Origin of the sequence: Micromonospora sp. NPDC005686, assembly GCF_042871665.1 — a bacterium.
GTDB lineage: Bacteria > Actinomycetota > Actinomycetes > Mycobacteriales > Micromonosporaceae > Micromonospora.
In genome coordinates this window covers 325,879-348,618 of record NZ_JBIAIY010000005.1, presented here as the reverse complement: position 1 = coordinate 348,618, position 22,740 = coordinate 325,879, and the positions used below count along the sequence as shown (strand labels likewise).

Genomic DNA, 22,740 nt, shown 5'->3' with positions numbered 1-22,740 from the left:
GCCCCCCCGCCGCCCCGCGCGCCCCCCCCCCCCCGCGGCCGCCCCCCCCCCCCGCGGCCGGCGGCGCCCCCCCCCCCCCGCCCCCCCCCCCCCCCCCCCCTCGGTGGGGATCAGGCGGTGAAGCGGATCCGGCGGCGGCGGGCCAGCACGAACAGCACCGCGCCGGCGGCCAGCAGCAGCGTCGCGCCACCGGCGACGGCACCCGCCGCCGGGCCGGTCACCGGCAGGCCGCCACCCTGGCCGGAGCAGTCGTCCGGCTGGGCGTACGGAATGGTCTCCGCGTCCTCGACCACGTCGTACTTCACCGTGACCTTGAGGCCCGGGTAGGCGTCGAACCCGACCGAGCTGGTCCTGCCCGGCTCGGAGACGAGCTTCCTGGTGACGCCCTTCTCCGTGGTGAGCGTGGCGGTGAAGGGCACGCCGTCGGCCGGGTTCTCCACGACGAAGGTCATCGAGTCGCAGTCCTGGTCCAGCTTGAAGATCGGCTCCGCAGGCTGGGCGGGAGAGCTGGGCGGGACGGACGGGCTCGACGGGACGGACGGGCTCGGCGGGACGGACGCCGACGGTGTCGGGGTCGGCGAGACGGGCGTGCTCGGCGAAGGGCCGGCGCTCGGCGGCGTGCTGGGCGACGGCGACGGTGACGGGCTCTGCGCCGCGCAGTTCCGTTCCGGGCGGGCCGTCACGGTCCGCTCGCCGTCGTGCGACTTGCGGCCCCGCTCCCAGTGCGCCCCGACGGTCAGCTTCAGCTCCGGGATCGGGCCGGAGAACGTGTGGGTCTGGGTGCCGGTCAGCGGGCCCTGGCCGGCCGGCTTCAGTTCCGCGCCGACGGCCAGTCCGCCGCCGATCGCGCCGGGCACCGTGGATTCGAGCCTGGTGATCCGGCCGGAGATGTCGGTCTCGCTGCTGATCACCGACCAGGTCACGGTGACCGTGCCGTTCGCGGCGGCGCAGTAGCTGCCGGACGGCTCGGGGTGGTGGGCGGCGGCCGGGCCGGCGACGGTGGCGACGCCCGCGAGGCCGAGCAGCGTGCCGGCGGTGAGGGCGGCGGCACGCCGGAGGTGGAGACGGTTCACGCCTACTCCTGACGAGGGGAGGATGGGAGAGACCGGGCGGAGGAACCGAAGCCACGCGTCCGCCTGGCAATCGGGCCAGACCCTAGCGAGATCGACAGTGCGGGCGTCACCGTGATCGAAAGGTCGTAAAGGGTCCGTTATGCATTTGAGATCGTTGATGTACATCGAGTCACTGATCGTCGCGCCGGGTACGTCGTTCGCGCCTCGCGGCGTCGCGTAGCGTCGGGGCATGCGCAGAGGGCGACGGTGACCCGGATCGTGGCCGGCACGCTCGGCGGCCGGCGGATCGCCGCGCCGCCCGGCGCCGGCACCCGACCGACCTCCGACCGGGTGCGGGAGGCGCTGTTCAGCGCCGTGCAGTCGCACGTCGACCTGGACGGGGCGCGCTTCGCCGACCTGTACGCCGGTTCCGGCGCGGTCGGTCTGGAGGCGCTGTCCCGGGGCGCGGCACACGTGCTGCTCGTCGAGTCCGACGCGCGGGCCGCCCGGGTGGTCCGGGAGAACATCGCCGCGCTCCGTGCCGCGCCGGCCGCGCGCCTGGTCACCGGCAAGGTCGCCACGGTGCTGGCGGCAGGTCCGGACGGCGGGCCGTACGACGTGGTGTTCGCCGATCCGCCGTACGCGGTGCCGGATTCCGAGATCACCGCCATGCTGGCGGCGCTCGTCGACGGCGGCTGGCTCGCCCCGGACGCCCTGGTGGTCGTCGAGCGGTCCAGCCGTACCGGACCGGTCACGTGGGTGGAAGGTGTCACTCCGGAGCGCAGCAGGCGTTACGGCGAGACCACTCTTTGGTACGGTCGCCGATCATGAGACGTGCGGTCTGCCCGGGCTCGTTCGACCCGGTCACCAACGGACACCTGGACATCATCGGCCGGGCCAGCCGGCTCTTCGACGAGGTGATCGTCGGGGTGCTGATCAACCAGTCCAAGCAGGGCCTGTTCACGGTCGAGGAGCGGATCACCATGCTCCAGGAGGTCACCGCCTCGTACGACAACGTCCGGGTGGAGTCGTTCCGCGGCCTGCTCGTCGACTTCTGCCGTGCGCAGCAGGCGAGTGTCCTGATCAAGGGTCTGCGTGCGGTGAGCGACTTCGACTACGAGTTGCAGATGGCCCAGATGAACATCGGCCTGGCCGGCGTGGAGACGCTGTTCATGCCGACCAACCCGCTCTACTCGTTCATCTCGTCCAGCCTGATCAAGGACGTGGCGAAGTGGGGCGGCGACATCTCCGCGCACGTTCCCGACCTGGTCCGCGAGCAGCTCTCCGCCCGCCTCCGCCCCTGACCCCCGCCCCCGCCCGCCGGGGTGGGGGCGGGGGCGGGAGGGAGACGCGCGGGTGGGGCGGGTGGGGTGCTTGTGGCTCCGGCGCGACATGATGTCTGCAGCGCCGAAGCCGGGCGCAGGCCGCATGATGGAGGGCGGCCGACGAAGACAGGAGTGAGGTACCGGTGGACCCGCTCGATCGCATCGACGAACTGATCGCCATGGTGGAGCAGGCCCGCTCCGTCCCGATGTCGCGCAACAACTGCATGGTCGACCGGGGCGAGATGATCGCCGTGCTCGACGAGTTGCGCGCGGAGCTCCCCGCCGACCTGCGCCGCGCCGCCGCGCTGCTGGAGGAGCGGGACAAGATCATGGAGGCCGGCAAGCGCGAGGCCGACCGGATCATCAGCGAGGGTGAGGCGGAACACGCCCGGCTGGTCTCGGTCAACGAGATCACCGTCTCGGCCGAGCACGAGGGCGCGCGGATCATCGGCGAGGCGCGGGCCGAGGCGCAGCGCCTCCGCGAGGAGGTCGACGACTACGTCGATACCGCGCTGGCCAACTTCGAGCAGTTCCTCACCCGGGCGCTGGCCTCGATAGAGCGCGGCCGGGACAAGATGCACGCGCTGCGCGAGATCGGCACCTTCGGCGGGGACGAGACGGACCGCCCGCTACCCTTCTGAGCGGCGCGCGGGCCGGTCGCCGACAGCCGGCTGCCGCCGGGCCGGAGGTGAGCCCCCGGTTCGACGGTCCGCCCCCCAGCCAGGTAACCTTCTTTGTCGGCCTCTCGACGGCCGGAGTCTGACTATGCCCAAACACTCGCCAAGCACACTCAACCCCAGGTCGCCGCTGGTCCTCGACACGAGGGAACTGCCGCGCCGACCTGGCGCGTTGCGTACGCACAAGCGGGTCGTGCCGGCACCGGCGGACCTCGGCGTGGAGTTGATCGGCGTGCCGGAGGGCGCGGACCTCGACCTCGACCTGAGGTTGGAGTCGGTGTCCGAGGGCGTGCTCGTCTCCGGGACCGTCACCGGTCCCGTCAAGGGCGAGTGCGGGCGCTGCCTGCGCGAGATCGACGACTCGTTGGCCGTGACGATCCAGGAGCTGTACGCGTACGAGAACAGCACCACGGACGACACGGCCGACGAAGACGAGGTGGGCCGGATGCAGGGCGATCTGATCGACCTGGAGCCGGCGTTGCGGGACGCGGTGGTGCTGGCGCTGCCGACCAACCCGCTCTGCCGGGAGGACTGCCCAGGGCTGTGCCCCGAGTGTGGGGTGCACTGGGACGATCTGCCGGCCGACCACAGCCATCAGCAGGTCGACCCGCGTTGGGCGAGCCTGACGCAACTGACCCGTACAGAGGAGTAAGAACCGTGGCCGTCCCCAAGCGCAAGATGTCGCGCAGCAACACCCGCGCCCGCCGGGCGAACTGGAAGGCCTCGGCGGTGGCGACCGTGGCCTGCCCGCAGTGCAAGTCGGCCAAGCTGCCGCACGCCGCCTGCTCCGTCTGCGGCACCTACAACGGCCGCCAGGTCCTCGAGGTCTGACCCGGCTGCCGAGTGACGTCCCCGACCGCCGGTCGGGTGACGCGCGCACCAAGGCTCTCGCCCGGTGCCCCGGCTCCCTCCGCCGCCGACCGGCTTCCGGCCGGCGGACCGTCGGAGCCGGGCACCGCGCGGATCGCCGTCGACCTCCTCGGCGGGGACGATGCTCCCGCCGTCGTGGTTGACGGCGCTCTGCGAGCGGTACGCACGGATCCCGCCCTGCACCTGATGCTCGTCGGCCCGATCGAGGTGGCCGACGAGCTGATCGGTGCGCTCGACCCGGCCCAGCGCGCCCGGGTCACGGTCCGCGCGGTGCGGGCCGTCGTCGGCATGGCCGACCATCCCACCGCCGGCCGCGGCGAGAGCACGGTACGCGCGGCCGTGCAGGCCGTCCGCGACGGGCTCGCCGACGCCGTCGTCTCCGCCGGCTCGACCGGCGCCACAGTCACCGCCGCCGCGCTCGGCCTCGGCCGCTGGACCGGAATACGCCGGCCCGCGCTCGCCGCCACGCTCCCCGCCGTCGAGGGACCGGTGGTGCTGCTCGACGTCGGCGGCACGCTCGAACCCGGCCCCGCCACGCTGGCCCGGCACGCCCTCCTCGGCGCCGCCTACGCGTCGGTGGCGCACGCCCTCACCGCGCCCCGCGTCGGGCTGCTCTCGGTCGGCCACGAGACCGGCAAGGGTGACCGGCTGCGCCGCGCCGCCGCACCCGCGCTCGCCGCCGCGCCGCTGCCCTGCGACGGCCGCTACGTCGGCCTGGTCGAGGGGTACGACATCTCCCTCGGCGCCCGCGCCGACGTCGTGGTGACCGACGGCTTCACCGGAAACGTCCTGCTCAAGGCTATCGAGGGCGCGTACGCCATGGCCGGCGGCCCACCGTCGCGCGGTGGCGCCCCGCGTGCCGCCGCCCTGCTCGGGGTGGGTGGCACCGTGGTCGTGTGCCACGGCGCGGCCGGCTCCGAGGACGTCGCCTCCGGTATCGCGCTGGCCGCCCACCTGTGGCGCCGCGACGCCGCCGGGACGGTCCGCACCCTGCTCGCCGACATCCCGCACGATCTCACTTCTGACCGACACGACACCGAGGTAGCACCATGACCAACGACAAGCGGCGGCGTGCTCCCGTCGGCCACCTTGAGACGGCCTTCGGGGTGTCGCTCGACCCGGAGCTGCTGGAACGCGCGCTCACCCACCGCTCGTACGCGTACGAGAACGGCGGCCTGCCCACGAACGAGCGGCTGGAGTTCCTCGGCGACTCGGTCCTCGGCGTGGTGATCACCACCGCGTTGTTCCACAACCACCCCGACCTGCCCGAGGGGCAACTGGCGAAGCTGCGCGCCAGCGTGGTCAACATGCGGGCGCTGGCCGACGTGGCGCGGGGCCTGGGCCCGGACGGGCTCGGCGCGTACCTGCTGCTGGGCAAGGGCGAGGAGGCCACCGGCGGACGGGACAAGGCGAGCATCCTGGCCGACACGCTGGAGGCGCTGCTGGGCGCGATCTACCTCCAGTACGGCCTGGACACCGCGGCCATCGTCATCCACCGGCTGTTCGACCCGCTGATGGCCGAGTCGGCGGGCCGGGGCGCGGCGCTGGACTGGAAGACCAGCCTCCAGGAGCTGACCGCCGCGCTCGGGCTGGGCGTGCCGGAGTACCGGATCGAGGGCACCGGACCGGATCACCTCAAGACGTTCACCGCCTGGGTGGTGGTCGCCGGGAACCGCTACGGCGGCGCGGAGGGACGCAGCAAGAAGGAGGCCGAGCAGCGCGCGGCCGAGTCGGCCTGGCGGACGCTGAACGAGCAGGCCGAGGCCGAGGCGGCGGCGCGGGTCGAGGCCGAGGCGCAGGCCCAGGAGGAGGCGGACGTCGAGGCGGGCGCCGGCCGTGCCTGAGCTGCCCGAGGTCGAGACCGTCCGGCAGGGGCTGGCCCAGTGGGTGATCGGCCGGCGGATCGCCGCCGTCGAGGTGCGCCACCCCCGGGCGGTACGCCGGCACGCGCCGGGTGGCGCGCACTTCGCCGACGTGCTCGCCGGGCGGACGATCACCGGCGTACGCCGCCGGGGCAAGTACCTGTGGCTGCCGCTGGACAGCGGCGACGCGGTGATCGGTCACCTCGGCATGTCCGGCCAGTTGCTGTTGCAGCCGGTCGGCGCGGCCGACGAGCTGCACCTGCGGGTCCGGTTCCGGTTCGCCGACGACGGGCCGGAGCTGCGCTTCGTCGACCAGCGCACGTTCGGCGGGCTGTCCGTGTCCGCCGACGGGGCGGAGCTGCCCGCCGAGATCGCCCACATCGCGCGGGATCCGATGGACCCGGAGTTCTCCGACGAGGCGTTCGTGGCGGCGCTGCGCCGCAGGCGTACGGAGGTCAAACGCGCGCTGCTCGACCAGACGCTGATCTCCGGGGTGGGCAACATCTACGCCGACGAGGCACTGTGGCGGGCGAGGCTGCACGGCGCCCGCCCCACCGACGCGCTGACCCGCCCGGCCGCGCTGCGGCTACTCGGGCACGTCCGGGACGTGCTCGCCGAGGCGATCAAGCAGGGCGGCACGAGCTTCGACGAGCTGTACGTGAACGTCAACGGCGAGAGCGGCTACTTCGACCGGTCGCTCAACGCGTACGGCCGGGAGGGGGAGCCCTGCCCGCGTTGCGGGGCGCCGATCCGGCGCGAGGCGTTCATGAACCGCTCCTCCTACAGCTGCCCGCGATGTCAGCCCCGGCCCAGGGGCACCCTCCGGGGATGACCCCGAGCCGATTCGGGGTTGCGCCGGTGTGCATCGCCGGACGGTCCCCGGAGACGCGCCGGAGCGTACCCGGAGATGCCCTTTTCCGCCCGGTCCGTACGGCCGTTCCGGGCCGCGCGGACCGCGCCCGCCGGATCGGGGACGAGCGGGGGCCGTTCCCCGATGTCGCGGCCCTACCGCCTGCCTAGCGTCATCCTGCGTCGGCGCAGGGCCGGCATCAGGAGGGTGGAACCCGGAACATGGGCAGGCGACCGGTGACCGTGCGGCTGGCACGGTGGAGTGCGGAGCATCCGTGGCGCGCGATCGCGTTGTGGGTGGTCTTCGTGGCGGTGTGTTTCGTGGGCGGCAGCGCCGCCGGGCTGAACGAGGCCACCGACGAGGATCAGGCGATCGGCGAGTTCGGACGGGCACAGCTGATCGTCGACAGTGGCGGGTTCGACCGGCCGGCTACCGAGAACGTGCTGATCACCGCCCGCTCGGGTTCGCTCGACCAGGCCGCGGCGAAGGCCGCGGCCCAGGACGCGGCGGACCGGCTGCGGCAGGTCGACGGCGTGGCGTCGATCGGTACGCCGATGCCGTCGCGCGACGGCAGCGCGCTGCTGGTGCCGATCACCATGTCCGGCGACCCGGGCACCGCCGGCGACCGGGTGCAGCCGCTGCGGGACACCACAGCGAAGGTGCAGGACGCGCACCCGCAACTGCGGGTGGAGCAGGTCGGCGGCCCGTCCATCGACAAGGCGCTCGACGACACGCTCGGCAAGGACTTCAAGCGCGCCGAGCTGCTCAGCCTGCCGGTGACGCTGGCCATCCTGATCATCGCGTTCGGCGCACTGATCGCCGCCGGGGTGCCGGTGCTGCTGGCGCTCTCCTCGGTGGCCGCCGCGATGGGTCTGTCCACACTCGCCTCACACCTGGTGCCGGCCACCGACACCACCGCCAGCGTCATCCTGCTGATCGGCCTGGCGGTCGGCGTGGACTACTCGCTGTTCTACGTGCGGCGGGAGCGGGAGGAGCGGGCAAGGGGCCGGTCCGGCCTGGACGCGGTGGAGATCGCGGCGGAGACCTCCGGGCACGCCGTGGTGGTCTCCGGCACCGCCGTGATCATCTCGATGGGCGGTCTGCTGCTCGCCCAGGACGCGATCTTCTCCTCGCTGGCGGTCGGCTCGATCCTGGTGGTGGCGGTCGCGGTGATCGGCTCGCTGACCGTGCTGCCGGCGCTGCTGGCGAAGCTCGGCCGCTGGGTGGACCGGCCGCGGGTGCCGCTGCTGTGGCGCCTCACCGCCCCGCGCGACGGGCAGCCGACCCGGCCCCGCTTCTGGCCGGCGGTGCTCAAGCCGGCGCTGCGCGCGCCGGTGGCCACGCTGCTGATCTCGGTCGCGCTGCTGCTCGCGCTCGCCGCGCCCGCGCTCGGCATGAAGCTGAAGTTCCCCGGCCCGGAGGACGTGCCGCGCACCACCGCCGCCATGCAGGCGTACGACCGGCTCACCGCCGCCTTCCCGAGCAACGGCACCAGCCACACGGTGGCCGTGCGGGCGCCGGCCGAGCAGGCCGACCGGGTGCGGGCCGCGCTCACCGACCTGGCCGGCCGCACCGCCGCCGACCCGCTCTTCGCGCCGGCCGAGGGGGACGGCCCGGAGATCGAGGTGTCCGCGGACCGGCGGGTGTCCGTGCTGGAGGTGGCCACGCCGCACGCCAGCCGCTCCGACGAGGCGTCCCGGTCGCTGCACGAGCTGCGCGAGGACCTGCTCCCCGCGACGCTCGGCGGCATCCCGGGCGTGGAGTACGCGGTCGGCGGCGGCGTGGCCGCCAGTGAGGACTACGCGGCACACATCTGGGCGAAGCTGCCGATCGTCGCGGCGTTCGTGCTGGCGCTGACGTTCCTGGTGATGGCGTGGACGTTCCGGTCGGTGGTGGTGGCGCTGACCTCGATCGTGCTGAACCTGCTCTCGGCCGGCGCCGCGTACGGGCTGCTGGTGCTGGTCTTCCAGAGCACCTGGGCGGAAGGGCTGCTCGGCTTCACCTCGATGGACGCGATCGTCACCTGGCTGCCGCTGTTCCTGTTCGTGGTGCTGTTCGGACTGTCCATGGACTACCACGTCTTCGTGGTCAGCCGGATCCGCGAGGCGGTCGACCGGGGCATGCCCAACCGGGAGGCGGTGGCGCACGGCATCATCTCGTCGGCCGGTGTGGTGACCAGCGCGGCGGTGGTGATGGTGGCGGTGTTCTCCATCTTCGCCACGCTCAGCACGATCGACTTCAAGCAGCTCGGCATCGGCCTGGCGGCGGCGATCCTGCTGGACGCCACGATCATCCGCGCGGTCGTGCTGCCCTCGGTGATGACGCTGCTGGGCGACGCGAACTGGTGGGCGCCGCGCTTCATGCGCCGCCGTACCGCCGCCCCGGCGGTCGGGCCGCCGCCCGCCCCGGCACCGGAGCTGGTCGGCGCCGGCTGACCAGGTGCCCGGGCCGCCCCCGGGGGACATCCGGTCTCCGCGACATGCCCGGGAGCGGCGGTGAGACCACCACCCCGGGCACCGGCGCGACCACCCACTGACCCGAACCTCGGCGCCCCCGCTCCCGACGGGCGGGGGCGCCGAGGCGTCACGGCAGCGCGCACGGCTCCCGCCAGGCGTCCAGCGTCCGATCCTTGCGGATCGAGGCGAAGCCGTAGCCGACCGAGGTGACGCAGAAGTCCGCCGGCTCGCCGGTGTACTCGACGTGGAAGACCGGCTTGCCGGCGTCGACGAACGGCAGCAGCTTCGCGCACTGGCGGCGGCGTACGCACTCCTGGTTGACCGCGAAGTCGAAGTCGGGGGCCAGCGCGGCCACCTGAGCCACGTCGTCCACCAGGCCGGGGGAGAGGCTCAGCCCGCGGGCCAGCCCGGCCAGCCGGCGGTTGAACAGCAGTTGGTCGTCGAAGTCCAGCGGGAAGCCGGGGCGGTGCCGGTAGCCGTCCGCGTCGGCCAGGGCCACCGCGCCGAACCCCTTGCCGCGGCACAGCCGGAACCGGTCGGCCAGCACCGGCGCGAGCGCGTCCCAGCGCCGTACGTCCAGGAACCGCCTCCCCGGTCGTCCCGGCACCGCGGCGCCGCGCACGGCGGCGGGGAAGCGGGCGGCGTCCGGCTCGTCGGCGGCGGACGTGCCGACCCGGACGTGGCAGACCAGCCGGCGGCCCCGCTCGCGCAGCGCGGCGGTCTCGGCCGAGGTGGCCGCCACCGGGTCGAGGAGGAAGACGTCGGCGTCGACTGTGACGTCCAGCGGGGTGGTGAGCTGCCACTGCCAACGCCAGCGGCCGGCCTGCGCGGCCGGCCAGGGCGTGGGCGCACCGGGCGGGGTGATCGGCCGGCGGCAGGCCGGCACCGGGACCAGCAGCAGGGCGGTCAGCGCGAGCGCTGCGCCCCGGCGCGGACCACGTCGGCGGACGCGGGCCGGCCGGGAGCGCGGCACGGCCCACACCGGCCGGATCCGCATCGACAGCTCCCCGGACGCGGGCGGCCCGGCGCCGCCCCCGATGGGTCAACGAGCGCCGGGCCGGTCACGACGCGTGGTCAGCGCGGGGTGGCGAAGACCTGCGTCCAGTACGGCCCGTTGCTGCGCGCCACGCCCACCCCGATCTGGGTGTACGAGCAGTTGAGGATGTTCTTCCGGTGGCCCTCGGAGTTCATCCAGCCTTCCATGACGGCGGCCGGGGTCTGGTAGTTCCAGGCCACGTTCTCGCCCACCATGCTGTACGAGTAGCCGGCAGCCTTGACCCGGTCCCAGGGCTGACTGCCGTCGCTGCCCGTGTGGTCCATCTTCTTGTGGTCGGCCTGGTCCTGGCTGTGCCGCTGGGCGGCCAGGTTCAGCTTGGCGTTGACGGTCAGCGCCTTGCAGCCGGCCTTGGCCCGCTCCTGGTTCACGATCGTGACGACCTGCTGGAGTTCGGCGCTGAGCCCGGTCGTGGCGGCGGCCTTGGTGCCGGTGCTCCCGGTGCCGCCGCTCGACGAGCCGCCGCCCGGGGCGCTGCTGCGCTCCTGCTGCCGCGACGGCGCGGTGCTGCGGCTCGACTTCGGCGTGGCCCTCTTCGTCGGGCTCGGCGCGGCGGTGGTCGGTACGGCGGACGGACTGGCCGACTCCGGAGCGAGCGCGTCGGCGGGTGCCTCCTCGGCGCCCTCGGGCGCCTGCGGCGCGGCGGCCACCGGCGCGTCGGCGGAGGTGCGCTTCGTGCCCTGGTCGCCGCCGGGCAGCAGGACGGCGCCCACCCCGAGACTCACCACGAGCGTCGCCGCGGCGGCGGCCCCGCCGATCACGAGCGGCCGGGACAGGCGCCGCTTCGGGCGCCGCCGCTCGTCGGCCGGGGTGTCGGTGGCCGGCTGCCAGGTCGCGGTGGGCTGCTCCCAGCCGCCGGCCGGCTGCTCGTGACCGGGCCAGGCGGTGGGCTGTTCCTGGCCCTGCCACGCCGCCGGCTGTTCCCGGCCCTGCCACGTGGGCTGCTCGCCCTGCCACGCGGCGGTGGGCTGCTCCTCACCGTTCCAGCGGTCGCGGGGCGGCGGGTAGGAGCCGGCCGGCCCATAGGCCGGGGGCGTGCTCTCGGGGCGGTGGTCCTCGGCGGCGTAGCCGGCGCGTCCGTGACCGGCGGGCGGCTGCTGTGCACCGTCGCCGAACAGGTACGACGACCGCGGCTCGGGCCGGTCGCTGAGCCACGCCGGACCCTCGTCGGTCGGCTGCTCGGGGCGTCGAGGGGCGCCCTCCGGTTCGATCGGGTCGTTCCAGCGGTACACGCCTGTCCCCTCCACGGGTCGGTTGCGGGCCGGGGTGACGCTACGGGCGCGTTCGGAGCTGCGGCAACGTGGCTAAGAAAGAGTTAAGGCGAAGCCGGTGCGGAGGGTAGGGCGTTCGCGCGTTCCGGGCGTACAGTAAAGGCGTCCGGACAGAGCGTGTCCGCGCCTTCTGGCGACCCCCTGACGAGTGGACCGGCCGACGTGGAGATGATCTACGGCCTTGGTCAACTTGACGCCGGAGGGGTTTTCGGCTCAATATGTAGGTGTCGCCAGTCGCGCCCAGCCATGTCCCGTGCAGTGGGAATGGCAGCCGCGAACATCATGGGCGCGCGTTGGCCGGCCTTTCCGGCAGCGCACATCAAGGAGTTCAGCATGGCGAAGGCCCTCTACGGCCACGTAAGTGCAGCGCCCGACCGGCGTCTGCTCGACGAGGTCACCCGTCTGCGTTCCAGGGTTCAGGCACTGGAGTTCGAGATCACGCGTCTGCGCGCCGACAACGATCGGCTTGCGGCGGCAGCGGCGGAGGCCGATGACCTCCTCCGTCTGGCCGAGCCCGCGCTGACCTGATCTTCAGTCACCGGAAAACTGAAACGCACCACACCGAAAAGCGCGCCGACACGCAAAGTGCCGGCGCGCAGCCATGTTCGTACCCTTTTCGTCGCCGCCGCCGCAATTCCCGATCTTGCGGAGCCGTACGGAATTGCGCCCAGTAATTGTGATCATGCATTTCGGTTCCGTTCCCCGACGCCGGGCGGAAAGCGGACACCGCCGACGGCGGGTGGGTCGCGTGGCGGTGGCGTCCCTCTCCCGGGTTAGTCTGCGGGTTCACCAGGTCCGCGCAGCCGGCGACGGTACGGCGGCCACCGGACGAGGATCGAGAAGGTGCATCTCAAGAGCCTGACGGTGAAGGGCTTCAAATCCTTCGCCTCCGCCACGACGTTGAAGCTGGAGCCCGGGATCACCTGCGTGGTGGGCCCGAACGGCTCCGGCAAGTCCAACGTCGTCGACGCCATCGCCTGGGTGCTCGGTGAGCAGGGCGCCAAGGCGCTGCGTGGCGGCAAGATGGAGGACGTCATCTTCGCCGGCACCGCCGGGCGGGCGCCGCTGGGCCGGGCCGAGGTCACCCTCACCATCGACAACACCGACGGCGCGCTGCCGATCGAGTACACCGAGGTCTCCATCACCCGCCGGATGTTCCGCTCCGGCGAGAGCGAGTACGAGATCAACGGCGACTCCTGCCGCCTGCTGGACATCCAGGAGCTGCTCTCCGACTCGGGCATCGGCCGCGAGATGCACATCATCGTCGGGCAGGGCCGGCTCGACGGCATGCTGCACGCCAAGCCGGAGGACCGGCGGGCGTTCATCGAGGAGGCGGCGGGCGTCCTCAAGCACCGCAAGCGCAAGGAGAAGGCGCTGCGGAAGCTCGACGCGATGCAGACCAACCTCAACCGCCTGACCGACCTGACCGCCGAGCTGCGCCGCCAGCTCAAGCCGCTGGGCAGGCAGGCCGAGGTGGCCCGGCGCGCCGCCGCGATCCAGGCCAACCTGCGCGATGCCCGGCTGCGGCTGCTCGCCGACGACCTGCACACGCTGCGGACCACACTGGACAGGGAGATCGCCGACGAGACCGCGCTGCGCGAGCGGCGCGAGCTGATCGAGGCCGAGCACGGCGAGGTGCAGGGCCGCCTCGGTGAGCTGGAGGCGGCGCTGGCCGAGGACGCACCGCTGCTCGCCGCCGCGCAGGACACCTGGTACCGCCTCTCCGCGCTGCAGGAGCGGTTCCGCTCGATCGAGCAGCTGGCCAGGGAGCGGCTGCGCCACCTCAGCGCCGCCGGGGACGACGAGCGCCCCGGGCGCGACCCGGAGCAGCTGGAGGCGGAGTCGCGGCGGATCCGCGAGCAGGAGGAGGAGCTGCGCGCCGCGCTCACCGAGGACCAGATCCGGCTGGCCGAGGCGGTCGAGCACCGGCAGGAACTGGAACGCCAGCTCGCCGCCGCCGAACGGGAGCTGGTCGCCGCCGCCAAGGCGATCGCCGACCGGCGTGAAGGGCTGGCCCGGCTGACCGGCCAGGTGAACTCCGCCCGGGCGCGGACCACCAGCGCCGGTGAGGAGATCGAACGGCTCGCCGCCGCGCACACCGACGCGATGGGCCGGGCCGAGAGGGCGCAGGCCGACCTGGACGCGGTCGCCGAGCAGTCGACCGAGGCCGACCGGGACAACGCCGACCTCGACGCCCGCCACGACGAGGTGGTGGCCCTGCACGAGCGGACCCAGGCCGCGGTGCGCAGCCTGGCCGACGGGGAGCGCGCCGCCGAGAAGGACGCCGCGACCTGGAAGGCCCGCGAGGAGGCGCTCGCGATGGGCCTGCGCCGCAAGGACGGCGCCGGTGAGCTTCTGGCCCGCGCCGACCAGGTGCCCGGCCTGCTGGGCAGCCTCGCCGGGCTGCTCACGGTCGCGCCCGGCGACGAGGCGGCGCTCGCCGCCGCGCTGGGCGGCCTGGCCGACGCAGTGGCGGTCAGCGGCGTGGACGAGGCGGTCGAGGCGATGCGGCTGCTCAAGATCTCCGACGCCGGCCGGGCCGGGCTGCTGGTCGGCAGCCCGGCCGGACCGGGCATGGACGGCCCCGCAGACGCGCTGCGCCCGAAGCTGCCCGAGGGCGCCCGCTGGGCCCCCGACCTGGTGGAGTGCTCGGCCGCGATCCGCCCGGCCGTGCACCGGGCGCTGCGTGACGTGGCGCTCGTCGACGACCTGGCCGCCGCGTCCGCGCTGGTCGCCGCCAACCCGGAGCTGCGCGCGGTCACCCCCGACGGCGACGTGGTCGGTGCGTACGCGGCGGCAGGCGGGTCGGCGAAGGCGCCCAGCTTCATCGAGGTGCAGGCCGCCGTCGAGGAGGCGCGGGCCAACCGGGCCACCGCCGAGCGGACCGCAGCCGAGCTGCGGGAACAGCTGGCCGAGGCGCGCGCCGAGGTGGCCGCCGCCAAGGAGGCGGTGCAGCACGCCGCCGCAGCCAAGCGGGAGGCCGAGAGTCACCGCAACGCCGCCGCGCGCCGGCTGGCCGAACTGGGCGCGGCAGCCCGGTCGGCCAAGGCGGAGACCGACCGGCTCGGCGAGTCCCGGGCACGCGCCGAGGCGGCCCGGGAACGGGACCTCGCCGCGCTCGCCGAGCTGGAGGAACGGCTGCGCCTGGCCGAGGCCACCCCGATCGACGCCGAACCGTCCACCGAGGAGCGGGACCAGCTCGCCGCCATGGTGCCGCAGGCACGGCAGAACGAGATGGAGGTCCGGCTCGCCGTGCGTACCGCCGAGGAACGGGTGGCCTCGATCGCCGGGCGGGCCGACTCGCTGGCCCGGCAGGCCGCGGCCGAGCGTGCGGCGCGGGAGCGCGCCGCCGCCCGGCGGGCGGCCCGCACCCGCGGCGCCCACATCGCGCGGGCCGTGGTCGGCGGCGCCCGCGAGGCGCTCACCCGGCTCGCCGTCTCCATCGCCCGGGCCGAGGAACACCGCGACGCCGTCGCCCGCGAGCGCGCCGCCCGTGAGGCCGAGCTGTCCGAGGTACGCGGCGCGGCCAAGCGCCTCGCCGCCGAGCTGGAACGGCTCACCAGTCAGGTGCACCGCGACGAGGTGGCCCGCGCGGAGCAGCGGATGCGCATCGAGCAGTTGGAGGCCAAGGCCGCCGAGGACTTCGGGCTGGACGTGGCCACGCTCGTCGCCGAGTACGGCCCGGGCCAGCTCGTGCCGCCCACCGACGCGGACGTGGCGCTGGCCGAGAAGGACGGCCGGCCGGTGCCGGAACCGGTCCGCTACGAGCGGCCGGTGCAGGAGAAGCGGGCTGCCAAGGCGGAGCGGGAGCTGGCCCTGCTGGGCAAGGTGAATCCGCTCGCGCTGGAGGAGTTCGCCGCGCTGGAGGAGCGCTTCAAGTTTCTCTCCGAGCAGCTGGAGGACCTCAAGGCCACCCGGCGCGACCTGCTCACCGTGGTCAAGGACGTGGACGACCGGATCCTGGAGGTCTTCGCCAGCGCGTTCGAGGACACCGCCCGGGAGTTCGAGCAGGTCTTCACCGTGCTGTTCCCGGGCGGCGAGGGCCGGCTGATTCTCACCGACCCGGAGGACATGCTCACCACCGGTGTCGAGGTCGAGGCCCGCCCGCCGGGCAAGAAGATCAAGCGGCTCTCGCTGCTCTCCGGCGGGGAGCGGTCGCTGACCGCCGTGGCGATGCTCGTGGCCATCTTCCGTGCCCGGCCCAGCCCGTTCTACATCATGGACGAGGTCGAGGCGGCGCTCGACGACGTGAACCTGGGCCGTCTGATCACGCTGCTGGCACAGTTGCGGGAGAAGAGCCAGCTGATCGTGATCACGCACCAGAAGCGGACCATGGAGATCGCCGACGCGCTCTACGGAGTGACAATGCGTGCCGGCGTGACCCAGGTGATCAGCCAGCGGCTCAACCGGGCCCACGACGAGGAACAGGTGACGAGCGAGTGAGTCGGGAACGCGCCACGGCGCTCCTGGTGGACTTCGACGGCGTGCTGCGCCGCTGGGATCCGGCGGTGGCCGCGGGTGTCGAGCGGGAGTACGGGCTGACCGAGGGTGTCCTCGGTGAGATCGCGATGTCCTGGGGAATGCTCCAGCCGGTGCTGACCGGCCAGGTCAGCCACGCCCAGTGGATGATGAGCGTCGCCGACGCGCTGACCCCCGCGGTCGGCGTGGATCGGGCGCGTGCGGCCGTTGCGGAGTGGCAGAGCTACCGCGGCGAGGTCGACCCGGAGGTGCTGGCGTTCGTCCGCGAGGTGCGGGCGGCGGGCATCCGGGTGGGGCTGGGCACCAACGCCACCGACCTGCTCGACGCCGACCTGGCCGCGCTGGGCCTGACCGACGAGTTGGACGTGATCGTCAACTCCTCGGTCGTCGGGGTGCACAAGCCGGCCAAGGAGTACTTCCAGGCCGCCTGCGAGGCGCTGGGTACGCCGCCGGGGCGGGTGCTGTTCGTCGACGACGAGGACCGCGCGGTGGCGGGCGCCCGGGTGGCGGGCCTGTCCGCGCACCGCTGGAGCGGCCCGGCCGACCTGCGCTACCTGCGGGCGGCGCTGGCGTACTGAGCCGGATCAGCCGCCGGTGACGCCGTCGACGCGTTCCCGGATCAGGTCGGCGTGGCCGTTGTGCCGGGCGTACTCCTCGATCATGTGCACGTACACCCAGCGCAGGTTCATCTCGTCGGTGCCGCCGTCGCGCCGTCGGCGCAGGAACGTGTGCTCCAGCGGCAGGCCGGCCACCGCTTGGTCGGCTGCCTCGATCTCGGTGCGCAGCGTGGCGAACGCCTCGGCCGGGTCGGCGTCGGCGATGTCGTTGAAGTCCGCGTCCGGGTCGACGCTGAAGTCGTAGAGGTCCGGCAGGTCCAGGCCGGCGGCGCGGTGGCGGAACCACCACCGCTCCACGTCTGCCAGGTGCCGGACCAGCCCGAGCAGGGTCAGCCCGGAGGGCTCCACGCTGGGGGTGCGCAGTTGCTCGGCGGTCAGCCCGGCGCACTTGTGTTGCAGGGTGTCACGGTGGAGGTCGAGCCAGCCTTGCAGCATGGTGCGCTCGTCGGCGACGTAGGGCTCGTGGCGGGGGTCGATCTTGGGCGCGGTCCAGGTCATGGGCGTACATGCTAGGCGGGGCCTCTTCACCTCGCGAGGCGTTTACCGCTCAGGGCACCACGACGACCGGCCAGCGTCCGGTGCGGACCAGCCGGGCGGCGACCGAGCCGACCAGCCTGTGCCCGGCCTGCTCGGACGAGCCGACCACCACCATGTCGGCCCGGTGCTCGTCGGCGGCCCGGCACAGCTCGGTGTAGGCGTCGCCGCGGCGGCACAGGAACGTCACCGGCAGGTCCAGTTCCTCGGCCCCGCGCCGGCACTCGGCGCGCAGCTCGTCGGCCAGCTCGTCGTGGGTCTGCTGGACCGCCCCGGCCACCACGCCGGAGAGCATCGCGCTGTACGTGGCCGGCGCGCTGACGAACACCGCCACGAGCGTGGCGCCCTGCCGCCGGGCCAGTCCGGCGGCGTACGCGGCGGCCCGCATCGAGGTGCGGCTGCCGTCCACGCCGACGAGCACCACCCGTGGCCCGTCGGTACCGCGCTCGTAGGGAAGCGGCCGGGTCTGCGGACCGTACCGTTCGCGTTCCGCGGCGCCCATGGTCAGTCCCGCCCTCCGGCGTGGAGCGCCTCGGCCGTCTCCCGTACGGCGGGGACCGGCTCGGCGTTCGAGCGGCGCAGCGGCACCTCCCGGATGAGGACCACGGCGATCAGGGCGAGCAGCCCGAACGGGGCGGCGGCCAGGAAGATGTCACCGGCGGCGTGCCCGTACGCGGCCTCGACCACCGTCCGGATCGGACCGGGCAGCGTGTGCACGTCCGGCAGCCCGCCGCCACCCGACCCGGAGGCCGGTACGCCGAGGCGGCTCAGGCCGTCGGCCATGTAGCCGGTGACCCGGTGCCCGAGCACCGCGCCGAGCGCGCTCACGCCGATCGCGCCGCCGAGGCTGCGGAAGAACGCCACCACCGAGCTGGCCGCGCCCAGGTCGTCCGGGTGGACCGTGTTCTGCACCGCCAGCACCAGGTTCTGCATGCTCATGCCGACGCCGAGGCCGATCAGGGCCATGAAGACGGCGAGGTGCCAGTACGGGGTGTCCGCGCGCATGGTGCCCATCAGCGCGAAGCCGGCGGTGAGCAGCACCGAGCCGATGACGAGCCAGCTCTTCCAGCGGCCGGTGGCGGTGATGATCCGGCCGACCACCGTGGAGGAGACCAGCAGGCCGCCGATCATCGGGAGCGTCATCAGGCCGGACATGGTCGGGCTGGCGCCGCGGCTGATCTGGAAGTACTGCCCGAGGAAGACCGAGGCGCCGAACATGCCGACGCCGACCGCGATGCTGGCGATCACGGCGAGCGTGATGGTGCGGTTGCGGAACAGCCGCGGCGGGATCATCGGGTCGGCGGCCCGCGTCTCGACCCGGGCGGCGAGCGCGCCGAGCAGCGCCGCGCCGGCCACCAGCACACCGCTCTGCCACGAGATCCAGTCGTACCTGTCGCCGGCCAGGGTGATCCACACCAGCAGCAGTGAGACGGCGGCGGTGATGAGCGTGGCGCCCCACCAGTCGATCTTCACCTCGCGCTTGACCACCGGCAGGCGCAGCGTCCGCTGGAGCACGATGAGGGCGAGCACGGCGAACGGCACGCCGACGTAGAAGCACCAGCGCCAGCCGAGCCAGGAGGTGTCCACGATCACGCCGCCGATGAGCGGCCCGCCGATGGTGCCGACGGCCATCACCGCGCCGAGGTAGCCGCTGTAGCGGCCACGCTCACGTGGGGCGATCATCGTCGCCATGATCACCTGGGCCAGGGCGGTGAGGCCGCCCGCGCCGACGCCCTGCACGACCCGGCAGGCGATCAGCTCGCCCGTGGTCTGCGCCTGCCCGGCCAGCACCGAGCCCAGCACGAAGATCACCAGCGAGAGCTGCACCAGCAGTTTCTTGCTGAACAGGTCGGAGAGCTTGCCCCAGATGGGTGTGGTCGCGGTCGTCGCCAGCAGCGTCGAGGTGACCACCCAGGTGTACGCGGACTGGCCGCCGCGCAGGTCGGTGATGATCCGCGGCAGCGCGTTGGAGACGACGGTGGAGGAGAGGATCGCGACGAACATGCCCAGCAGCAGGCCGGAGAGCGCCTCCAGGATCTGCCGGTGGGACATGTCGACGGCGGTCGTCCGCGCGGGCGCAGTCGCCTGAGTCATCGTGGGGTGCCTCCGGAGCGGGGGAGAAGGTTGCCTCGGGCAACCATAAGAGCCGTTATCTTGAGGAAGAACCTCGGCCGGGCCGGGATTGTTCCCCGCCGTGGGCTCAGAACGACTCGTTGAACCTGTGCATCAGCCGGGCCAGGTCCGCCACGTCCTCTTTCGGCCAGCTCTCCAGCGATCGTCGGATTTGTCCGAGTCGGGCCGCGCGGGCCGCGTCGAACCGCCGGGTGCCCTCCTCGGTGAGGCTGAGCTGGGCCGCCCGCCGGTCCGTCGGGTCCGGGTCGCGGCGGACCAGGCCCAGCGCCTCCAGACCGCCGATCTGGCGGCTGAGCGTGCCCTTGCCGATGCCCAGCTTCGCGGCCAGGTCGGTGAGCCGGATCGAGCCGTAGCGGCGCAGCCAGAGCAGCAGGCCGTACGCGTTCGGTTCCAGGTTCGGGTGGACCTCGCGGGCGATCTCCCAGGACAGCGCCCGGCCGCGGCGCAGCAACGCGGTCAACTCGTGCTCCACGGCGCGCAGCGTCTCGTCCACGCCCAGAAGGTTACTCAAGCCCCGTCGCTGAGTTGCTGGTGCGCCACCGGTCGCAGCTCGCCGTCGCTGGTCGTGCCCTCGACCACCACGGCCGCCTTACGCCCCTGATGGGTGAGCGTGGCCACCGCGTTGCCGAAGTAGGGCCCGGCCAGCTTCCGCCAGCGCACCGACGGGCGGCGTACCCCGGCCGAACGCGCCAGCGCCCGGGTCGCCCCGGCCGGCCCCGGATTCCAGCCCAGCGTCATCAGCGGTCGCATGCCGGCGGGCACCTGATTGTGGATCGGCGAACAGGTGAGCTGGTGCACCGGCGTACGGACGTCGCGGTCGGCGAACCGGGCCCGCGCCACGTACGAGTGGTGCACGTCGCCGGAGAGGACGCTGATAGACGCCGGTCGCGCGTACGCCGGCCCGGCGCCCACCCGCGCCCCGGTGCGCGGCGCGGTGCCGCTGCCCAGCCGCGCGAACAGCTCGCCCAGCGCCTCGAACGAGCGCCGGAACGCCGCCCAGTGCTCCAGGTCCAGGGCCCGGCGGATCTGCTCGGAGATCCGGGCCACCCACGGACGGCTGGAGTCGGCCAGGCGCTCGTTCCACGCCTCGACGTGGTGGATGCCCGGCGGCAGCAGCCACGGCAGCGAGCTGCCCACCACCAGATGGTCGTACTCGCCGTGCGCCTGGTCGAGGAACCACGACCACTCGCCCGGCGGCAGCATCGCCCGGCTGCCGGGCAGCAGCACCCGGCTGGACCGGTTGTCCAGCATCACCAGACGGGTGCGGCCCAGATCCAGCGCGTAGCTCCACTGGTACTGCACGGCCCGCCAACGCTCGGTGTCGTGCGCCAGGTCGGCCTCCTTGTCGACCCGCTCGCCGAACTCGTGCAGCACGCCCGTGGCGTCCTCGGCGGCGATCACCTTCGCGTACACCGGGTCGGCGGCGATCTCGTCCGGGCTGAGGTTGCCCAGGTGCTGGTAGATCCAGTAGGAGGCGAGGCCGCTGCGGATCCGCTCGGCCCACCATGGCTGCTCGCGCATGTCCGCGCGCCACGACTGCGAGGTGTTCCAGTCGTCGATCACCTCGTGGTCGTCGAAGATCATCACGCTCGGCACGGTGGAGAACAGCCAGCGGATCTCCGGGTCGCGCCACGACTCCAGATAGAGCTTCGTGTACTCGTCGAAGCTGACCACCTGCGTCGCCGGGGCGTCCTTCGGCCGCTTCCGGCGCCGCTTGAGCAGCCGCCGCACGGTCGGCGAGGTCTCGTCCGCGTACACCTGGTCGCCGAGCAGCACCAGCAGGTCGGGCAGCACAGCCTGGTCGGGCGCGGCCATCACCCGCCGGGCGTACGCGTCCAGCGCGTCCGGCGGCAACCGGCGGGCGGTGGAGTGCTGGGTGGTCTCCCGGCAGGAGCCGAACAGCAGGCGCACCGGCTGGTCGGCGTCGTCGAGCGCGCGGGTCCGGATCACGCTGGGCGGGAACGACGACTCCGGCAGCGGCCACGCCACCTCGTCGTCGATCAGCACGTCGTAGGTCGTGGTGCTGTCCGGCGTGAGCCCGGTCACCACCACGATCGCGTAGTGGTGGTCGTACGCGGAGAAGGTGGGCGCGCTGCCGGTGGCGCCGTCGGCGGTGCGGACGGTGACCACGGCGGGCGAGCTTGTCTCCACCCAGACGGTCGCCCGCGTGTCGACGACCCGGCGCAGCAGCGGGCCGATGAGCAGGCGGGAACCGGGCACCACGTACCTCCGACAAGATCGTTTCGGCTGTTTCCTACCCGGCCGGCGGTTGCGGTACGCCTTCCGGTGCGAGCGTACCCGCAGGTTGTTCGCGTGCCGAGGCGGTGAGTGGGACGCCGTCGCCGCCATCTGACAGGATTTCGGGCATGACGGAATACCTCCTCGTCGCTCTCGCCCTGCTCGGCGTGCTGATCATCGGCGGCCTGAGCCTCGTGGTGCCCCGGCTGCGCCGGCGCCCGCAGCCACCGCTGCCGCGCACGGAGGTCGACACCCGGACGGAGGAGGACCTGGCCGGCCCGCCGGTCGAGGCCCCGGAGGCGGAACTCACCACCGGCGTGGTGGTCGAGGCGCCGCCCGCCCCTCCGGTCGAGGCGCCCCCGGTCGAGGTGCCGGAGCCGACCGCCGGCCGGCTGGTCCGGCTGCGCTCGCGGCTGTCCCGCTCGCAGAACGTCTTCGGCAAGGGCCTGCTCGGCCTGCTCAGCCGCGATCGGCTGGACGAGGACACCTGGGAGGAGATCGAGGACAGCCTGATCACCGCCGACGTCGGCATCGACGCCACCCGCGACATCGTCGACCGGCTGCGTGAGCGGACCCGGGTGCTCGGCACCAGTACCGGGGAGGAACTGCGGGCGCTGCTCGCCGCCGAGCTGGTCAACGCGCTCGACCCGACGCTGGACCGCTCGCTGCGTACCGCGCCCAAGGAGGGCGTCCCGGCGGTGGTGCTCGTGGTCGGCGTCAACGGCGCAGGCAAGACCACCACCTGCGGCAAGATCGCCCGGGTGCTCGTCGCGGACGGCCGCAGCGTGCTGCTCGGCGCGGCCGACACGTTCCGGGCCGCCGCCGCCGACCAGCTGGAGACCTGGGGTGGCCGGGTGGGCGCCGAGACCGTCCGCGGGCCCGAGGCGGCCGACCCGGCGAGCGTCGCGTTCGACGCGGTCAAGCGCGGCATCGACACCGGCGTGGACACCGTGCTCATCGACACCGCCGGCCGGCTGCAGAACAAGATCGGCCTGATGGACGAGCTGGGCAAGGTCAAGCGGGTGGTGGAGAAGCACGGCCCGATCGACGAGACACTGCTGATCCTGGACGCCACCACCGGCCAGAACGGGCTGGAGCAGGCGCGGGTCTTCACCGAGGCGGTGAACGTCACCGGCGTGGTGCTGACCAAGCTCGACGGCACGGCCAAGGGCGGCATCGTGATCGCCGTGCAGCGCAAGCTCGGCATCCCGGTCAAGCTCGTCGGCCTCGGCGAGGGCAAGGACGACCTGGCCCCGTTCGACCCGGCACAGTTCGTCGACGCGCTGCTCGGCACCGAGCCGCTCGCCCGGGACGCGTAGCCT

The 22,740-nt window shown here is 73.4% G+C and carries 21 protein-coding genes; 13 read left to right on the top strand and 8 right to left on the bottom strand.

Features of this window, described 5'->3' with window-relative positions; genetic code table 11:
• Nucleotides 1-110: 110 nt before the first annotated feature.
• Nucleotides 111-1,073, bottom strand: coding sequence for a cell wall anchor protein (locus ACFYON_RS14845; RefSeq protein ID WP_355015012.1), 963 nt, complete (start codon nucleotides 1,071-1,073; stop codon nucleotides 111-113).
• A 246-nt stretch (nucleotides 1,074-1,319) separates the two neighbouring features.
• On the opposite strand from ACFYON_RS14845, the gene rsmD reads away from it, so the two are divergent.
• The 9 genes from rsmD (at nucleotide 1,320) to ACFYON_RS14800 (ending at nucleotide 9,071) form a co-directional block, all read left to right on the top strand.
• Entirely contained in the window at nucleotides 1,320-1,883 is a 564-nt protein-coding gene (gene rsmD / locus ACFYON_RS14840; RefSeq protein WP_354865836.1) for a 16S rRNA (guanine(966)-N(2))-methyltransferase RsmD, read from the top strand.
• Nucleotides 1,880-2,356, top strand: a complete 477-nt coding sequence (gene coaD, locus ACFYON_RS14835; RefSeq protein WP_354865834.1) for a pantetheine-phosphate adenylyltransferase — start codon at nucleotides 1,880-1,882, stop codon at nucleotides 2,354-2,356. Before rsmD ends, coaD begins: the two co-directional genes overlap by 4 nt.
• Before the next feature lie 164 nt (nucleotides 2,357-2,520).
• Nucleotides 2,521-3,018 (top strand): hypothetical protein, encoded by a 498-nt coding sequence (locus ACFYON_RS14830; protein ID WP_354865832.1) that lies wholly within the window; start codon nucleotides 2,521-2,523, stop codon nucleotides 3,016-3,018.
• Between the two features lie 124 nt (nucleotides 3,019-3,142).
• The gene (locus ACFYON_RS14825) at nucleotides 3,143-3,706 is read left to right on the top strand and encodes a YceD family protein (RefSeq protein WP_354865830.1); all 564 of its coding nucleotides are present in this window, start codon (nucleotides 3,143-3,145) and stop codon (nucleotides 3,704-3,706) included.
• A 5-nt stretch (nucleotides 3,707-3,711) separates the two neighbouring features.
• Complete coding sequence (gene rpmF, locus ACFYON_RS14820) at nucleotides 3,712-3,885, top strand: 50S ribosomal protein L32 (protein WP_030500827.1); 174 nt, start codon at nucleotides 3,712-3,714, stop codon at nucleotides 3,883-3,885.
• Nucleotides 3,886-4,017: 132 nt separating this feature from the next.
• Complete coding sequence (locus ACFYON_RS14815) at nucleotides 4,018-4,977, top strand: phosphate acyltransferase PlsX (protein WP_354866022.1); 960 nt, start codon at nucleotides 4,018-4,020, stop codon at nucleotides 4,975-4,977.
• Complete coding sequence (rnc, locus tag ACFYON_RS14810; RefSeq protein WP_354865828.1) at nucleotides 4,974-5,768, top strand: ribonuclease III; 795 nt, start codon at nucleotides 4,974-4,976, stop codon at nucleotides 5,766-5,768. Before ACFYON_RS14815 ends, rnc begins: the two co-directional genes overlap by 4 nt.
• Nucleotides 5,761-6,618 (top strand): bifunctional DNA-formamidopyrimidine glycosylase/DNA-(apurinic or apyrimidinic site) lyase, encoded by an 858-nt coding sequence (gene mutM, locus ACFYON_RS14805; RefSeq protein ID WP_354865826.1) that lies wholly within the window; start codon nucleotides 5,761-5,763, stop codon nucleotides 6,616-6,618. The genes rnc and mutM overlap by 8 nt, the downstream gene beginning before the upstream one ends.
• 239 nt (nucleotides 6,619-6,857) lie before the next feature.
• The gene (locus ACFYON_RS14800) at nucleotides 6,858-9,071 is read left to right on the top strand and encodes an MMPL family transporter (protein WP_355015013.1); all 2,214 of its coding nucleotides are present in this window, start codon (nucleotides 6,858-6,860) and stop codon (nucleotides 9,069-9,071) included.
• A gap of 148 nt (nucleotides 9,072-9,219) precedes the next feature.
• Here the strand turns inward: ACFYON_RS14800 and ACFYON_RS14795 are convergent, their stop codons facing one another.
• On the bottom strand, nucleotides 9,220-10,089 hold the full coding sequence (locus ACFYON_RS14795) for an endo alpha-1,4 polygalactosaminidase (RefSeq protein WP_387320811.1): 870 nt from the start codon (nucleotides 10,087-10,089) through the stop codon (nucleotides 9,220-9,222).
• 77 nt (nucleotides 10,090-10,166) lie between these two features.
• Complete coding sequence (locus ACFYON_RS14790) at nucleotides 10,167-11,378, bottom strand: CAP domain-containing protein (RefSeq protein WP_355015014.1); 1,212 nt, start codon at nucleotides 11,376-11,378, stop codon at nucleotides 10,167-10,169.
• Nucleotides 11,379-11,750: 372 nt separating this feature from the next.
• Between ACFYON_RS14790 and ACFYON_RS14785 the strand changes: the two genes are divergently transcribed.
• The 3 genes from ACFYON_RS14785 (at nucleotide 11,751) to ACFYON_RS14775 (ending at nucleotide 16,474) form a co-directional block, all read left to right on the top strand.
• A complete protein-coding gene (locus ACFYON_RS14785) occupies nucleotides 11,751-11,945 on the top strand; it encodes a hypothetical protein (protein WP_354866020.1) in 195 nt (64 codons plus the stop codon).
• A 315-nt stretch (nucleotides 11,946-12,260) separates the two neighbouring features.
• A complete protein-coding gene (gene smc, locus ACFYON_RS14780; RefSeq protein ID WP_354865818.1) occupies nucleotides 12,261-15,860 on the top strand; it encodes a chromosome segregation protein SMC in 3,600 nt (1,199 codons plus the stop codon).
• Nucleotides 15,857-16,474, top strand: coding sequence for an HAD family hydrolase (locus ACFYON_RS14775; RefSeq protein ID WP_387320809.1), 618 nt, complete (start codon nucleotides 15,857-15,859; stop codon nucleotides 16,472-16,474). The genes smc and ACFYON_RS14775 overlap by 4 nt, the downstream gene beginning before the upstream one ends.
• Nucleotides 16,475-16,480: 6 nt before the next feature.
• Here the strand turns inward: ACFYON_RS14775 and ACFYON_RS14770 are convergent, their stop codons facing one another.
• From ACFYON_RS14770 to ACFYON_RS14750, 5 genes are all read right to left on the bottom strand, one after another.
• Nucleotides 16,481-17,011, bottom strand: coding sequence for a DinB family protein (locus ACFYON_RS14770; protein WP_354865814.1), 531 nt, complete (start codon nucleotides 17,009-17,011; stop codon nucleotides 16,481-16,483).
• Between the two features lie 49 nt (nucleotides 17,012-17,060).
• Nucleotides 17,061-17,549, bottom strand: coding sequence for a universal stress protein (locus ACFYON_RS14765; protein ID WP_354865812.1), 489 nt, complete (start codon nucleotides 17,547-17,549; stop codon nucleotides 17,061-17,063).
• Nucleotides 17,550-17,551: 2 nt separating this feature from the next.
• Nucleotides 17,552-19,141 (bottom strand): MDR family MFS transporter, encoded by a 1,590-nt coding sequence (locus ACFYON_RS14760; protein ID WP_354865810.1) that lies wholly within the window; start codon nucleotides 19,139-19,141, stop codon nucleotides 17,552-17,554.
• Nucleotides 19,142-19,247: 106 nt separating this feature from the next.
• Nucleotides 19,248-19,691, bottom strand: a complete 444-nt coding sequence (locus tag ACFYON_RS14755; RefSeq protein ID WP_354865808.1) for a MarR family transcriptional regulator — start codon at nucleotides 19,689-19,691, stop codon at nucleotides 19,248-19,250.
• Nucleotides 19,688-21,400 carry an alkaline phosphatase D family protein gene (locus ACFYON_RS14750; protein ID WP_354865806.1) on the bottom strand — a complete coding sequence of 571 codons (1,713 nt, stop codon included), beginning with the start codon at nucleotides 21,398-21,400 and terminating at the stop codon, nucleotides 19,688-19,690. Before ACFYON_RS14750 ends, ACFYON_RS14755 begins: the two co-directional genes overlap by 4 nt.
• A gap of 146 nt (nucleotides 21,401-21,546) precedes the next feature.
• Here ACFYON_RS14750 and ftsY point away from each other — a divergent pair, with 146 nt between their 5' ends.
• A complete protein-coding gene (gene ftsY, locus ACFYON_RS14745) occupies nucleotides 21,547-22,737 on the top strand; it encodes a signal recognition particle-docking protein FtsY (RefSeq protein ID WP_355015017.1) in 1,191 nt (396 codons plus the stop codon).
• The last annotated feature ends 3 nt before the right edge of the window (nucleotides 22,738-22,740 follow it).